This window comes from Kitasatospora sp. GP82, from assembly GCF_029892105.1.
Lineage (GTDB): Bacteria > Actinomycetota > Actinomycetes > Streptomycetales > Streptomycetaceae > Kitasatospora.
In genome coordinates, this window is sequence record NZ_JARZAJ010000044.1 from 1 (window position 1) to 15,095 (window position 15,095).

The 15,095-nt window shown below is 69.0% G+C and carries 10 protein-coding genes and 3 pseudogenes; 7 read left to right on the plus strand and 6 right to left on the minus strand.

The window, feature by feature from the left end; genetic code table 11:
* The first annotated feature begins 234 nt into the window (after nt 1-234).
* Nucleotides 235-1,662: an NF041680 family putative transposase gene (locus tag P3T39_RS30570; protein WP_348534409.1), complete on the plus strand. Its 1,428-nt coding sequence runs from the start codon at nt 235-237 to the stop codon at nt 1,660-1,662.
* Between the two features lie 19 nt (nt 1,663-1,681).
* Nucleotides 1,682-2,116, plus strand: coding sequence for a transposase (locus tag P3T39_RS30575; protein ID WP_280702500.1), 435 nt, complete (start codon nt 1,682-1,684; stop codon nt 2,114-2,116).
* Nucleotides 2,117-2,134: 18 nt separating this feature from the next.
* Here P3T39_RS30575 and P3T39_RS30580 read toward each other — a convergent pair whose 3' ends face one another.
* Nucleotides 2,135-2,413 carry a hypothetical protein gene (locus tag P3T39_RS30580; RefSeq protein ID WP_280702457.1) on the minus strand — a complete coding sequence of 93 codons (279 nt, stop codon included), beginning with the start codon at nt 2,411-2,413 and terminating at the stop codon, nt 2,135-2,137.
* A 256-nt stretch (nt 2,414-2,669) separates the two neighbouring features.
* Between P3T39_RS30580 and P3T39_RS30585 the strand changes: the two genes are divergently transcribed.
* The 3 genes and pseudogenes from P3T39_RS30585 to P3T39_RS30595 all read left to right on the plus strand — a co-directional run bounded on the left by P3T39_RS30585 (nt 2,670) and on the right by P3T39_RS30595 (nt 6,275).
* Nucleotides 2,670-3,299: a hypothetical protein gene (locus P3T39_RS30585; RefSeq protein WP_280702458.1), complete on the plus strand. Its 630-nt coding sequence runs from the start codon at nt 2,670-2,672 to the stop codon at nt 3,297-3,299.
* Between the two features lie 134 nt (nt 3,300-3,433).
* A pseudogene (locus tag P3T39_RS30590) lies at nt 3,434-4,801 on the plus strand (IS1380 family transposase).
* Nucleotides 4,802-5,408: 607 nt separating this feature from the next.
* Nucleotides 5,409-6,275 carry an LLM class F420-dependent oxidoreductase gene (locus P3T39_RS30595; protein WP_280702459.1) on the plus strand — a complete coding sequence of 289 codons (867 nt, stop codon included), beginning with the start codon at nt 5,409-5,411 and terminating at the stop codon, nt 6,273-6,275.
* Nucleotides 6,276-6,378: 103 nt separating this feature from the next.
* Here P3T39_RS30595 and P3T39_RS30600 read toward each other — a convergent pair.
* From P3T39_RS30600 to P3T39_RS30610, 3 genes and pseudogenes are all read right to left on the minus strand, one after another.
* Nucleotides 6,379-7,102: pseudogene (locus P3T39_RS30600) on the minus strand (IS481 family transposase); the annotation flags it as partial.
* A 58-nt stretch (nt 7,103-7,160) separates the two neighbouring features.
* Entirely contained in the window at nt 7,161-7,610 is a 450-nt protein-coding gene (locus P3T39_RS30605; RefSeq protein WP_280702460.1) for a hypothetical protein, read from the minus strand.
* A gap of 53 nt (nt 7,611-7,663) precedes the next feature.
* Nucleotides 7,664-7,936, minus strand: coding sequence for a hypothetical protein (locus P3T39_RS30610; RefSeq protein ID WP_280702461.1), 273 nt, complete (start codon nt 7,934-7,936; stop codon nt 7,664-7,666).
* 675 nt (nt 7,937-8,611) lie between these two features.
* On the opposite strand from P3T39_RS30610, the gene P3T39_RS30615 reads away from it, so the two are divergent.
* Nucleotides 8,612-9,241 (plus strand): class I SAM-dependent methyltransferase, encoded by a 630-nt coding sequence (locus P3T39_RS30615; protein ID WP_280702462.1) that lies wholly within the window; start codon nt 8,612-8,614, stop codon nt 9,239-9,241.
* 964 nt (nt 9,242-10,205) lie between these two features.
* A pseudogene (locus P3T39_RS30620) lies at nt 10,206-11,241 on the plus strand (hypothetical protein); the annotation flags it as partial.
* 264 nt (nt 11,242-11,505) lie between these two features.
* Here P3T39_RS30620 and P3T39_RS30625 read toward each other — a convergent pair.
* Nucleotides 11,506-13,344, minus strand: coding sequence for a glycoside hydrolase family 15 protein (locus P3T39_RS30625; protein WP_280702463.1), 1,839 nt, complete (start codon nt 13,342-13,344; stop codon nt 11,506-11,508).
* A gap of 224 nt (nt 13,345-13,568) precedes the next feature.
* Nucleotides 13,569-14,336 (minus strand): glucose 1-dehydrogenase, encoded by a 768-nt coding sequence (locus tag P3T39_RS30630; RefSeq protein WP_280702464.1) that lies wholly within the window; start codon nt 14,334-14,336, stop codon nt 13,569-13,571.
* Nucleotides 14,337-15,095 lie beyond the last annotated feature (759 nt).

Genomic DNA, 15,095 nt, shown 5'->3' on the forward strand with positions numbered 1-15,095 from the left:
CGACGACACGACAGGTCACCACTCCCACGGGGCCACCGACCCTATGCCCGACCAACGAAAAGGCAGACCTCAAGATCGGAAAGACAACAGCTTCTTAGCTTGTTGTTTAACCTCGCAGGTCACCCAACCTGCTGATCTGCGGTTCTTCGCGAGACAGCAGAGGCGGCCGCCCCTCACGCTTCGAGATGTCGAGTAACGAAGCTGAAGGAACGGCCGCTGGTGACGAGTCTCCCTGTGCAACTGCCCGCCGTCGAGCAGTGGGGCGTGCTGTCCCGCTTTCGGATGGACTTCTACGAGTGCCTGTACACGCGTGCGGACGTGCTCTTCGAGCTCACCGACGCGCTGCTGTGCACGGACGGGCCGGTCAAGACGCTGGTGGACCTGTCGCTGGCGGCCGAGCACCGGCGGGGGCACGGTGCGATGTACGCCGCGCTGGACCGGGGCTGGCTCGAGCCCGCCCGACTCCGCCGCGCGCTGGCCGCCCTTCCGATACCCCGTCTCGCTGACGGGCGCATCGCCCTGGCCGTCGATGTCTCTAACTGGCTCCGCCCCGACGCGCCGACCAGCGATGACCGCCTGTTCTGCCATGTCTACGGGCGCGGCCGCAGCGCGGACCAGCTGATCCCCGGCTGGCCCTACTCCTTCGTAGCCGCCCTGGAGAGCGGCCGCACCTCCTGGACCGCGCTGCTGGACGCGGTCCGGCTGGGACCGGCCGATGACGCCACCGCGGTCACCGCCGACCAACTTCGCGAGGTCACCGGCCGCCTGATCGAAGCCGGGCACTGGCACTGCGGCGACCCTGACATTCTGCTCGTCATGGACGCCGGCTACGACGTCACCCGCCTGGCCCATCTCCTGTCCGACCTACCCGTCGAGCTCATCGGCCGACTGCGTTCGGACCGGGTCATGCTCCGCGATGCGGGCGAGCCCCGCTCCACGCCCAAGGGCGGACGCCCACGCAAGCACGGCACCGCCTTCACCTTCGCCAAACCCGAGTCCTGGCACGAGCCCGACGCCACCACCTGCACCGAGACCACCCGCTACGGCAAGGCCGAAGCGAAGGCGTGGGACCGGATGCACCAGCGCCTGCAAAAACGCGGGCCCTGGCTCGACCATGAAGGCGAAATCCCCATCACCCACGGCACGTTGGTCCGCCTCAAGGTCGACCACCTGCCGGGCGAGCGCGAAGCGAAGCCGCTGTGGCTATGGTCCTCTGCCACCGGCATCGATACCGTCCATCTGGACCGGATCTGGCGCACCTTTCTGCGCAGGTTCGACCTTGAGCACACCTTCCGCCTGCTCAAGGGCACCCTCGGCTGGACCGCGCCGCACTTCCGCGCGCCGGACACCGCCGACCTGTGGACCTGGCTGATCATCGTTGCCCACACCCAGCTCCGCCTGGCCCGCCCGCTCGCCGCCGACCTGCGCCGCCCCTGGGAACGCCCGCTGCCAGCAGCGAAGTTGACTCCGGCCCGGGTCCGTCGAGGGTTCCGCAACATCCGCGTGAAGGTTCTCACTCCGGCCCGCGTGCCAAAACCCTCCCGGCCCGGCCCCGGACGGCCACCGGGTTCGAAGAACCGCAACCGGGCATCCCGTCACGACGTCGGCAAGACCATCAAACGCGAACCCACGCTCCAGGCCCACCTCGCCGCGCGAGGTTAAACGTCAAGCTTAGATCCACCTGGCGGTCGAGCAGGCGCAGAAGCTGATGTCGCTCGTGATCACGGCCGGACAGCGCGGTGACTCCCCGCAGTTCCAGGTCGTACTGGGCCGCGTCCGTGTGCCCCGGCTCGGCCCGGGACGGCCGCGCACCCGCCCGGACAAGGTCCGCGCCGACAATGCGTACGGGTCCCGCGCGAACCGCGACTACCTGCGCCGACGCGGCATCCGGTGCACGATCCCGGAGAAGCGCGACCAGATCGCCAACCGGAAGAAGCGCGGCTCCCACGGTGGCCGGCCACCGAAGTTCGACAAGGTCGACTACCGCGAGCGCCACGCCGTGGAGTGCGGGATCAATCGTCTCAAGCGCCATCGCGCAGTCGCCACGAGGTTCGGCAAGCTCGCCGTTCGCTATGAGGCCACTGTGCTGGTCGCTGCTATCAACGAGTGGCTGTGAGCAGAGGACAAGGGGTGCTCAATGGGCGTCAGCGGGGGTGGGCCACGGAGCCCACGGCAGGGCGTCGCGCCACCTTGGGCGTCCGAAGGCCCAGTCCTGGAGTACCTGGGCCACGGTCTCATGGCCGTACAGGTCGAAGGGGCCGTCCACCCGCGCCTGGAAGTGGAAGTCCTGCCCGCCTTCCCGGAACTCGACCTGACAGCTCATGTCGTCGTTGAGACAGACCTGCATGTAGTGCTGGCCCGCAGGTTCCGTGTCCAGCCGTTCAACGATCACCCAGCGGTGGCGCAGATTCATCTCGCTCAGCAGATCGAACAGTGCATCCTCGGAAGGGTCATCCCAACAGTCTCCGCTCCAGGTCCTCGCTCGCAGTACCGGCTTCACCATGGGACGACCCTAGCGATGTTGATCCACTTCTGAAAAAGACCCTAGCCTCGCGCTTTCACCAGACTCAAAGTCCGTGGATTGATCAAATAAGAGAGGCGTGCCTCTGAGCTGGGAGGATCGGGTTGTCGAAGGCTCTGTCCACCCCGGTTCAGGAAGCACTCTCCAGGTGAACACGCCCACCGGGTGCTACCCGTACTTCCGCGCCGTCGACGTCGTGAGCTGGAATGGGGACATGGATCAGATCTGGATGGACCGCCTGGTGGCGGTGACCGGCTGGCAGCAGGAGCGCCAGGAGATCGACTGGGGCCCGGTGGAGGAGGGGTTCGGCATCTCCCCGCCCGCCGACTACAAGGACATCTGTGCACTCTTCGCGCCGGGGCACTTCTCGGCGTACCTCGAGGTCCTGCGGCCAGTCGGCGAAACGTCGTCGAGGAGCCTGCTGGACAGCTGGAAGTACGACCTGCAGTTGTGTGTGCAGTATCCGCGGACCCCACGGATCTACGAGCCTTACGGGCTCTACGGGAGGTCCGAGAATTCGGGCCTGATCCACTGGGGTAGTGACCAGACGGAGGGCGATTACTACTGGCTGGCGGACCACTCGGTGGATCCCGCCGGGTGGCCCGTGATCGCCAGGAAGGACCCGGCCGAGGAGTGGCACCGGTTCGATGTGCCCACTTCCGAGTTCATCTACCGGGTTCTCGCGGACCCCGAGTTCAAACCGTTCACCGTCGCTGGGCAGATGGGGCAGCCCTTCCTGCTGCCCTACGGGCAGCCGCTGCCCTGGCCAGTGGAATGAACGCACGGTCAGCCTCGCGTTTTGATCCGGGGTGGCGTCCGACGGGTGATCAGAAAAGCAAAGAGTGCCCCTGACCTGCAACGATGGGACTTGTCTAGGGTCCTGGTCGTCGTCAAGAAAGTTGCACTCCTCAGGTGAAGAAGCGTAGCGGGTCGTACCCGTCAGTCCGCGTCGAGGGCGGTGGGGTCTCGCAGGCCGGAGCCGTGTTGTTGGTCGAGACCGCTCGCAAGGCGGGGCTGGACGCGGCGATATCGGCGGCACTGGCGCCGTGGCGCAAGACGCGCGCGGTCCATGACCCGGGCAAGATCCTGCTGGACGTCGCGCTCGCGGTGGCCCTGGGCGGGGACTGCCTGTCCGATGTCGCGATGCTGCGGGCCGAGCCCGCCGTGTTCGGGCCGGTGTCCTCCGACCCGACCGTCTCCCGCCTGGTCGACACCCTCGCCGCGGCCGGACCCCCTGCACTCGCGGCGATCCGTCGGGCACGGGCCGAAGTCCGCGAGCGAGTCTGACGGTTGGCCGGCAACGCGACGCCCGACGTGGACGGCGAGGTGATCGTGGATATCGACGGGGTGCTGGTCCTGGCGCACTCCGAGAAGGAGCTGGCCACCAGGACCTGGAAGAAGACCTTCGGCCATCACCCGCTGGTCGCGTTCGTCGACCACGGACGCGAGGGCTCCGGGGAGCCGGTCGCCGGCCTGCTCAGGCCGGGCAACGCGGGCAGCAACACCGCCGCCGACCACATCGAAGCCGCCCGCCTGGCCCTGGCCCAGCTCCCGAGGAAGTACCGGCGCGGACGTCGCACGCTGATCCGCACGGACTCCGGCGGCGGCACCCACAAGTTCCTCAACTGGCTCACCGCACGCGGCCGATGGTTCTCCTACTCGGTTGGGATGACCATCACCGGCGCCATCCACCAGGCCGTGCTGAAGATCCCCGCCTCGGTCTGGACACCGGCCGTCGAGCCCGACGGCGAGATCCGCGACGGTGCCTGGGTCGCCGAACTCGCCGGCGACGTCCTCACGGGCTGGCCGAAGGGGATGCGGCTGATCGTCCGCAAGGAACGGCCGCACCCTGGCGCCCAGTTGCGCTTCACCGACGCCGACGGGTTGCGGCTGACCTGCTTCGCCACCAACACCACCCGCACTCCGATCGCCCAGCTGGAGCCGCGGCACCGCCAGCGTGCCCGCGCCGAGGACCGCATCCGCGCCGCCCGCGACACCGGCCTGCGCAACCTGCCCCTCCACCAGGCCGCCCAGAACCAGGTCTGGCTGGAGATCGTCCAGCTCGCACTCGACCTGCTCGCCTGGATGCCGATGCTCGCCCTGGCCGGACCCGCCCGCCGATGGGAGCCCAAGCGCATGCGGCTGCGGCTGTTCTCCGCCGCCGCCCAGCTCGTCACCTCCGGCCGCCGCCGCTATCTCCGCCTCGCCCGCCACTGGCCGTGGACCGACGTGATCATCGGCGCGTTCGAGCGCCTGCAAGCCCTGCCGGACCCCGGCTGACCAACGGCAACGCCCCATCCCGACGAGCACCCGATCACTTCCGGAGCCGTGGAACCCGGTGCCCACCCGGCGCATCAGCCGGGCCATCGGCGTGCCCACGATCGCCCGCACAAGTCGAAACGGCCCGTCGGACGAACCGACGGACCGTCACGAAAGATCGAGGCTGGTAGGGCTCGGTCAGGTTCATGTGCCGGTGGCGTGTCCGTTTGATCGGGTGCGTCGTTGACCGGGTGTGATGGGTGGGGAGTTGGCCGCGGTCTGGTGTGATCTGGAGGACTTCGCGGCGGAGATGTTCGAGCCGTTCGCGCGGGCGGATCGCCGGGCCTGGTTTCGGGCGTTAGGGACCACGGCGGCGAAGCTCGATGGGGGGGGAACCAGCGCCGGTTCAGTCCTACTCATCGAGTAGGGCGTACGTGCGATTAGACAGGGCGAAACCCTGCATAGTCAGCGCTCGATAGCGATGCGTTACCGAGGTTCATCCTGCGGACTGACAGGCCGTCCGGCGGGGCAATGCATCGCGTTCCTCGCGCGCCGGAGAGGACCTGACGGCCTAGGGTTGTCACTAAGAGATCCGCCTCAAGCGGATCTCTATTTGACAGGAGGCGACATGCAAATCGGTGTGGTCTTCCCGACGAGCGAGATCGGCAGCGACGTGGGCGCGGTGCGCGCCTACGCCCTCGCGGCGGAGGAACTCGGGTACCGCCACATCGTGGCCTACGACCACGTGGTCGGTGTGGACCCGGAGGTGCACAAGGACTGGAACGGTCCGGTGGACGTGCACACCATGTACCACGAGCCGCTGGTCCTGTTCGGCTACCTGGCCGCGCTGACTTCGATGGAGCTGGCCAGTGGCGTCGTCATCCTGCCCCAGCGGCAGACCGTGCTGGCCGCCAAGCAGGCCGCGCAGGTCGACCTGCTCACTGGCGGGAAGTTCCGGATGGGGATCGGCGTCGGCTTCGTCGAGGTGGAATTCGAGGCGCTGGGCCAGGACTTCCACACTCGAGGACAGCGGATAGAGGAACAGGTCACACTGATGCGCCGGCTGTGGACCGAGCATTCGGTGACCTTCGAAGGGGAATTCGACCGGATCACCGGGGCCGGCTTCGCGCCGATGCCGCTGCAACGGCCGATTCCGGTGTGGATGGGGGCCCAGTCACCTCGTGGCTACCAGCGCATCGGACGTGTCGCCGACGGCTGGTTCCCGTTGATGTCAACGGGTCCCGGGCTCGACGAAGCCATCCAGACCGTGGCGCGGGCCGCCACCGACGCCGGGCGCGACCCGGCCGACATCGGCATGGAGGGTCGTGTCAACTGGCAGAACGAGGACCAGGTGGCCGTCGACCTCCAGAAATGGCGCGACGCCGGGGCGACACACGTCGGGATCAACACGATGTACGCCGGTTTGAAGACCTTTGACGACCACCTGGCCGCGATAGCCGCGTCCGCCCGGGCCGCGAAGACGTTCACCGACTGACGCGCACCGCGCGACGAGCGGGATTTCTCACTCTCCGGGTACCTTTTCCGCGCGTGACTGTCCGGGTGACCCGAGGACGTGACGCCCAGGTGTCGCCGGGTGGCTAGGTGTACTGACCCGTGAGGTTGGGGACGCGGCTGGCGGGTGGCTGGCCCTTGAGCGCGGTGTGTCCGCGGTGGTGATTGTAGGTGATTGTAGGTGTGGAGCCAGGTGGGGTAGGCGTCGCGTCGTTCCTGCTCGGTGCGGTAGGTCTGTGCGTAGGCCCACTCGTCGAGCAGGGTGCGGTTGAAGCGTTCGACCTTGCCGTTGGTCTGCGGGCGGTAGGGCCGGGTTCGCTTGTGGGTGATGTCGGCGGCGGCCAGCACGTCCCGCCAGGGGTGGGACTTGTAGCAGGAGCCGTTGTCGGTCAGCACGCGTTGGACGGTGATCCCGGCTTGGGCGAAGAACTCCTGGGCGCGGGTCCAGAACGCGGCGGCGGTGTCCTTGCGCTCATCGGGGAGGATCTCGCTGTAGGCCAGGCGGGAGTGGTCGTCGACGGCGTTGTGGAGATAGCTGTAGCCGGCCCCGGCGCGGTTCTTGCGGCCGGCCTGGCAGCCGAGCGCCTGGTGGCCGCCGCTGTCGGGGATGTTGCCGAGCTTCTTGATGTCGACGTGGACCAACTCGCCCGGCGCGTCGTGCTCGTAGCGTCTGATGACGCGGCCGGTGGCGCGGTCCAGGTGGGTGAGTCGGGCGAGCTTGTAGCGGGTCAGGACCCGGTGCACGGTGGCCGGGTTGAGCTTGAGCAGGTAGGCGATGCGGGCCGTTCCCCAGCCGCGCAGGACGCGGACCTGCTGAACAGACACGGGGTGGGCAAGCACGCTGCCGTGCTCACCCGCCCCGGCCGGATCAAAGAGCCTTGACGTACAGCGGTTCGCTGGAGATCACATCACCCTGCCCGTTGCGGGTCAGAACGACGGTGACCTGGTCGTCGAAATCGTCCGACGCGGTGACCTGCGCCCACGTGGTGCCCGCGCACAGGGTGTCGATCGTCGCCTGCCCGTTAACAGGCGGCTGGGACGCTGTCCCGATGACCGTGTTGTTCTTGTCGGTCAGGTAGACGCGCAGCACATCCCCTGACTGGGTGCCCCGGAAGAACACCCCTACAGAGTCCTTGGCGACCGGGACGCGGTAGACCGCGAGCCGGTTCGGGTCGCTGGCCCCGGAAAGGTGCTGGCCGCAACTGCTGACAGGACTGCTGGCCGGGGCGGCGGCTTGACTGCTGGCCTGGGTCTGCTGACCGCAGGCGGTGAGAGCCAGAAGGGGAAGAGCTACGAGGGCAATACGTGGTTTCACCATGGTCCCTTGGATGCGTCGGGGCCACCTCGGGTTCCCGGGACGGCCCGGCCATGTCAGACGTGCGGGTTGAGGTGCAGATTCCAGGAGTTCAGGATGTCGGGGGCCTCGGTCCAGTAAACGGTTCCGCCGCCTCCGGCGGACATGATGCCGCGCGCCTGACGGGTGGTGGAGCCGGAGACGGTGAAGACCAGCGCCCCGGAGTCGCCGTGTTCGGCGGTCCACCCGGAGGACTGGCCCTGGACACCGCGCACGGTGATCACGGTGCCGTCGTCCCAGGTGATGTTGTAGTAGACGTCATGGTTGGTGACGTTGATGCCGCAGGGCACGCCGCAGCCGTCGTAGTAAGAACGCGCCCCGTCCTGGCAGACGGAGTCACCGTTGTAGGAGTACTGGCCTTCAAAGCGTGAAGGCGGGCTTGCCGATCGCGCGCGGGTTCACGGGTGGGCCAGGGCGAGGCCCAGGGCCGCTACTACACCGCGGGCCCGGTCCTGCCGGAGGAAATCACCCGCGGGGTGCGCGAGCCCCGGCCGCTGCGCGACCCGTACGCATAGGTGCGACGACCAGTTGGCCGGCTCCGCGCAGGTTGTCTTTGCCGCCGCCGTCGCCGCCGCGGGCACCGTGCTGTACGTCGCGGACGCACTGCAGTGGCATGGCGCCCGGGCATCTGCGTACGGGCTGGCCGCCACGGTGCTCGCTGGCGCACTCGTCCGGGCGCGGGCACGTGGCGGCGGAGACCGGCGGCGGGACGGTGGGTGAGGGCAGGCGTGGCGGCCACATCGGGCGCGAGGGGGTCATCGGTGGCGGCGTCTGAAGACGACCATCCGCAGGACGGTGAAGCGCACCACGGTCACCAGGGCGAAGCTCGGTGCGAGTACCAGGGTCTTTTCTGAACGAGAGCCAGTCGGGAAACGTGAATGAGAGCCACATTGCTCCGTCTGTAGAGGCGGTGGACACTGAGGTAGATCCATGATCGACAACGAAACGAGAGCCACCCCTTGCGAGTGACTTCACCCAACATGACCCGCAGTGGGGGTCCACTGTTCGACTCAGCTGCTGCATCCGTCGCGGTCTACAGCGACCGCGCCGACGACTATGCGGTCACCCACGCCCCCAAGATGGCCGACCAGGTCGAGCGGTTCGCCAACTCGCTGCCGGCTCCCTCGCTGATCCTGGACGCCGGTTGCGGCCCCGGCCGCGACCTCGCGCGATTCACCGCCCACGGTCACAGCGTCCGAGGTGTCGACCTCAACCCGGTGTTCGTCGCCATGGCCAACGCCCACGCACCCACCTCACAGTGCGACCTGCGCGACATCGGATCTCAATTCCCTGCTGGAACGGTCGACGGGATCTGGGCCTGCGCATCGCTCGTGCACCTTCGCGAGTCAGAGACCGTGGACGTGCTCGGCCAGTTCGCCAGGCTACTGCGCCCCGGCGGCAAGCTGTACGCGTGCGTCAGGTCCGTCGGCCGCACCGGCTGGCTCGATGAGCCCGACGGACGCCGCTGGTACACGGTGTGGGACGCCGAGGCGTTCGCTGACGCAGTCGCCGACGCTGGGTTCGAAGTCGACCACATTGACCAGGGCATATTTGTGGAGGTATGGGCCACTCGCAGCCCCATCAGCAGCCCGTAGCCGACAGCCCTGCGGGAACGACCGCACCGGGACGTCAAAGGACCGTAGCGTGTCGCGGCCAAGTGGAGCAGTCCACGACATTCCTCCGAACGCGGGCGTGTCACGCCCCCAGCCAAGGTGGCTCTCACTCTCGTTGCCCGACCGGCTCTCAAACGACCTGCCCAATACGACCGGGGTCTCCGCCGCTGGTGAGGCGGTGGGCCGGTAGTGGCGGAAGAGCAGGACGGCGCCTGAGGTGACCAGGTACGCCAGGACGAACAGGCCACCCGCGGCCAGATGCGCCTGGGGGCCTGGACCGCGGATCCGCGGAAGCTCAGCCGGCGGTTGGCCTCCGTGTTGAGGACGGTGACGACGAGAAGGGAGGCGAAGTTGGCCAGGATGGGCGGCAACCAGTGGCGCAGCGCCCAGTACAGCAGGGCCTGGGCCGCCGTGGAGGCGGCGCCGATCACGACGAACCAGAACACTTCCCTGGTCAGCGCGGTGCGGCCAGGCGCTGCGCCGTGGGCCCCGCCATGCGCTGAGGCGTCGCACTCCACCATCATGAGGCCACCGTGCGGGGACCCGTCGAGCCGTGCGGAGCGCCGGTTCGACCGTTCGGCTGGCGACGGACACCCGCATGCACGCCAGACGCGGACAGCCGACCCGATCCGTGCCAGTTTGTAGCTGACGACTTGCCCAGCACCGCCGATGCGTGGGTTTCGGCCCAACCCCGCTGCGAGGCAGCCTGGGCACGAAGGAAGTGGCCGATGGACAGTGGCGGAGGGCCTCCTGGAACCTCAAGCTCCGGCGGCCCGCAACGCCCGAGATCGGACGAGAAGCACGCGCCGCGGCGCCTCGAACGCGTTCGCGCTGCCGCGGCGGCTCGGGCCGCCAAGGCGGCCGCTCGTACCCGGGGCCTCGTGCGGCGGGTCGAGCAGATTCCTCCGCCCCCGGGGCCGTTCCGTCCGACTTCTGGCGCAGCCCGATCCGCGGGCCCTGGCTGACCTCCGTGTTCGGCCTGGTGCTGCTGATCGGCATCCCGCTGCTCTTCGTGACCGGCGCACGTCCTACGCCGCCTACAACCCCGGTCTCGGCCTGCTCAACGACCAGACCCCGCACAAGGGCCTGCTGGGCTTCTACCTCTTCGACTGGCCCACACATCCCTACTGGCTGTACCGGCTGACCCAGGGCGTGCACGTGACGCTCGGCGTGGTCCTGGTGCCGGTGGTGCTGGCCAAACTGTGGTCGGTGATCCCGAAGCTGTTCGAGTGGCCGCCGGCCCGCAGCGCCGCCACGCGCTGGAACGGCTGTCGCTGCTGGCGCTGGTCGGCGGGATCGTCTTCGAATTCGTCACCGGGATCCTCAACATCCAGCTCTACTACGTCTTCCCCGGCTCCTTCTACACCCTCCACTTCTACGGCGCCTGGGTGTTCATCGCCGCCTTCGTCGTCCACGTATCCCTCAAACTCGGCCGGATGACCCGCGCCCTGCGCTCCCGCAGCCTGGCCGCCGAACTGCGCACCGACCTCGCCCACACCCGGCCCGAGCCACCCGACCCCGACGGCCTGGTGCCGACCGCCCCCGCGGCACCGACGATGACCCGCCGCGGAGCGGTGGGCATGGTGGGGGCGGGCTCCCTGCTGCTTCTCGTGGTCACCGCGGGACAGAGCATCGGCGGTTGGCTGCGCGGCACGGCCCTGCTCGCGCCGCACAACCGCGACCCGGGCAGCGGCCCGAACGGCTTCCAGATCAACGAGACGGCCGCCGCCGTCGGCATCAACCCGGCGCATGTCGGCCCGGACTGGCGGCTGGAGATCCACGGCCCCGGACCGACGCTCGTCTTCACCCGCACACAGCTCCTCGCGATGCCCCAGCAAGCCGCCGCCCTGCCGATCGCCTGCGTCGAGGGATGGTCCACCCCCGACCAGCACTGGAGCGGCCTGCGGCTGGCCGACCTGGCCGACCTGGCCGCCCTGGCGGGCCTGCCGGACGCCGCAAGCGTCCTGGTGGAGTCCGTCCAACCACCCGGCCACAGGGGGCCGTTGCTTCCCTGGGCGCGGCTGGGAGCGCCAGCGCTCCGCAGGATCGCCCAGGTCTTGGCCCTCAGCGTCACCGACCAGTGGCAGAGCGGCAACCGATGCTTCCTCGCCCTCGGTCACCAGGGCCCACCCTCGGGTCATCCATGCTGAGGCCGGCTGACGGCGCGCCACAGGATACGAGCGGGCGGCGCCACCGGGCCGTCCCCACCCGGTCAGGGCAACCGCCGGCGGCCGGGACAATGGCCGTCAACCGGTCGATCGAGGCTGCATGTGCGTGGGTTGCCCCTCGGCATCGCGGATGGCGCGGGCGGCGTTGATCAGGCCGATGTGGCTGAAGGCTTGCGGGAAGTTACCGAGGGCCTCCCCTGTGGCGGAGTCGGTCTCCTCGGCCAGCAGCCCGACGTCGTTGGCATGCGCGAGGGAGGTCTGGAAGACGTGCCGTGCACGGGTGGTGTCGCCGGTGAGGGCGAGGGCATGGGCCAGCCAGAAGGTGCACAGCAGGAAGGCGCCTTCGTCTTCCGGCAGCTCGTCGCTGAGGTAGCGGCGGACCAGGCCGTCGCGGTCGGTCAGGTGGGTGGCGATGGCCAGCACGGTGGACTGGACGCGGGGGTCGTCAGGCGGCAGGAAGCCGACGATGGGCAGCATCAGCGTCGAGGCGTCGAGTTCCTCACTGCCGAATGCCTGGGTGAACGCGCCCAGGCGGGGACTCCAGCCGCGCTCTTCGATGGCTTCGCGGATCCGGTCGCGCTCGTGCCGCCAGTGGGGTACGCGGGCTTCGGCCTGGAGGGTGGATGCCATGGCGATGGCACGGTCCAGGGCGACCCAGCACATCAGTTTCGAGTGCAGGAAGTGTCTGCTGGGCCCGCGTCGCTCCCAGATGCCCTGATCCGGTTGGGACCACCGCCGGGCGGCTGTCTCCGCCGCCTGGACCAGGAGGGTGCGGGTGGCTGGGTCCAGACGCTCGCCGGGCGGGAGGGTCTCGTGCGCGGCGTCGAGGAGTTCGCCGTAGACATCGAGCTGACGTTGGCGCCACGCGTCGTTGCCGCTCCGAACGGGGCTGCTGTCGCGCCAGCCGGTCAGGTGGGGTAGGAGCCGCTCGCTCAGATCGCGTTCCCCGCCGATGCCGTACATGATCTGCAGGTCGACGCCGCGGTCGAGCTGATTCACCGCGGCTCGGGCGAGGAAGTCGAAGAACTTCTCCTTCTCCTTGTGGCAGGCGGCCGTGGCCAGCGCCTGAAGGGTGAAGCTCGCGTCGCGGACCCAGGTGTACCGGTAGTCCCAGTTGCGCGTTCCGCCCACTCGCTCGGGCAGGGAGGTGGTGGCCGCCGCGACGATGGCGCCGGTCGGCGCGAAGGTCAGGGCGCGTAGCACGCGTCCGCTGTGGCCCACCTCGTCCTGCCAGGGGCCGACATACGCGCGGTGGAGCTGCGACCACGAGCGCCAGCCCTTGATGGTGTCGCCAAGGCGGCGTCGGATACGCCCGGCACGCCAGCACATCGGCTCCCGCTCCCAGGCCGGCCCAACGTGCAGGGCGAATCCCAGGCGCTGCCCTCTCCGCAGCGGGACCAGACCGTGCGCCGTGGAACCGCTCACCCGCAAGTCCACAGGGCTCGACAGGAGCAGAATGTGAGCGGCCCCGTGGGCGGCGAGTCCGCCCCGGACGGGTGCGAGGAGCGGGTGGACGAGTCCGAACTCCGGGCGCGGCGCATAGGTCATCTCGATGGTCACCCATCCTTCGGTGCAGGTGATCTGTCGCAGGAGCACTCCCGGGGAGGCGCTGCCGAGTGCGTGGCCGCGTTCGCGCCGTCCCAGGGCGAGGGCGTCGCACAGCACCACCGTGCCGTCGGCCGTGCGGAAGGTCGTCTCCAGGACGAGGGTGTCTTCGAGGTAGCGGCGGCTGATGTCGGCAGGGCCGGTGGGGCGGATGGACCAGTGGCCGGCGCTCTCGTCGAGGAGGCGGGCGAAGATCGCCGGGCTGTCGAATCGGGGAAGGCACAGCCAGTCCACTGAGCCGTCGGAGGTGACCAGGGCGGCCGAACGGCAGTCGGAGAGCAGGGCGTGGTCACCGATCGGTCGCGCGCTCATTCGTCGCATCCCGTCCATCTCGGGCCAGGCGAGGCGGTCCGGCGAGGACGACGTGAGGATCGCTCGCCCGCGCCGCAGGTCGCTTCAGATACCTGAGAAGCATTGACCCCAAAGCCTCCGTGCACGGCGGATTCGCCCAACGTCGTACCTTGGCTGTAGGAGGAGCCAAGAGCGGCCGTCCGTGCCCCTGATGGCCGCATGCACGCCGTGGCCGGCCTCGCGGTTCACGAGGTCGGGAACAGGGGACCGCCCGCCATCAGGCCGCCGTCGGCCAGGAGGACGTGCCCGGTGACATAGCTCGCCTTGTCCGACCCCAGGAATTGGACGGCCTGGGCGATCTCCTCCGGGGTGCCCGCCCGGTGCATGGGCAGCACCGAATCGACCGCTTCACGCGCCGTGTCGTCGCCGGTGAACCGCTCGTACATAGCGGTCCGGGTGTAGCCGGGCGCGACCGCGTTGACCCGGATACCGTGAGCGGCGCCTTCGAGCGCGGCCGCCTTGGTGATGCCGACGACGGCGTGCTTGCTCCCGACGTACAACGTCGCCCCGGGGTAACCCATGAGGCCGTAGCCGGAGCTGACGTTGACGATGCTGCCGCCGCCCTGTTCCCTCATGACCCGGAACTCGTGCTTCAGGCACAGCAGCGTTCCCTTGACGTTGGTGTCGAAGGTGGCCTGGTAGGCCTCGTCGGTCACCTCCGTGACAGGGCCGGGCGTTCCCTCGGTGCCGGCGTTGTTGAAGGCGACGTCGATCCGCCCGAACCGCGCGACGGCGCGGTCGACGAGGTCCTTCACATCGGCGTCGAAACGGACGTCGGCACGCACGAACTCGACCGGGGCGCCGAGATCGGACAGTTCCCTGGCAAGCTGCTCACCCACGTCCTCGTGGCGGCCGGAGACCACAAGGTTCGCGCCCTGACGGGCGTAAGCCAAGGCGGTGGCGCGACCGATACCGGTGAGTGCGCCCGTGATGAGGACGACGGGATCAGACACGTCGGGCATCCCTTCCTGTAACCGCACAGGTGAACGACGGGTACGCGGTTGGAACCCGCACAACACCGGGTTCCTCTTCGGGCAGGGGCGTATCCCCCAGTACCCCTGCAAGGAAGGTGTCCCAGCCAGACGACCGGCCGCATCGGACCCGACCGCCGCATCCATCGAACGGCGGCACGTGATGGCCCGTATGGCCCGCAGACGGCGGCCTGGACAGACAACCCGAAGGCGGCCATAGACCCACCGGCGGAGAGAAGACCGAGGGCACTCGTACCGGCGGCTCGGAAGCGGCCGATCAGCAGCCGGGTACGAAGGCCTGAGGCAGCAAGCCGAACCGGCTCACTCACGCTGCCCGCTGGGCGTGGTTACCGGCGGGATCCGCCTGCGTGGCGGTCGCCTTCCAGGGCGGCCGAGGATCGCAACGCCTTGACGTGCTCGGTCATCTCGACCAGCCGGGCGAGTGGCGGTCACCCTCCGGGACGACTGAGGATCGCAACCTGGACCCGACCTGGAACCGATCCGTGCCGATCTGGGTGGCGGTCGCCCACTGGGGCGGCCGAGGATCGCGACCACCACCGCGGGCACGGTGGCGCGCACACCGCATCATGGCGGTCGCTCTTCAGGGCGGCCGAGGATCGCAACACTCTCGCCGAACTCGGCGCCGACGTCGCCGCCGTGTGGCGGCCGCCCTTCCAGGCGGCCGAGGGCCGCAACGGATCCAGCACGGCGTAAGCGCTGATCTCCGGTGGCCCTCCCGAC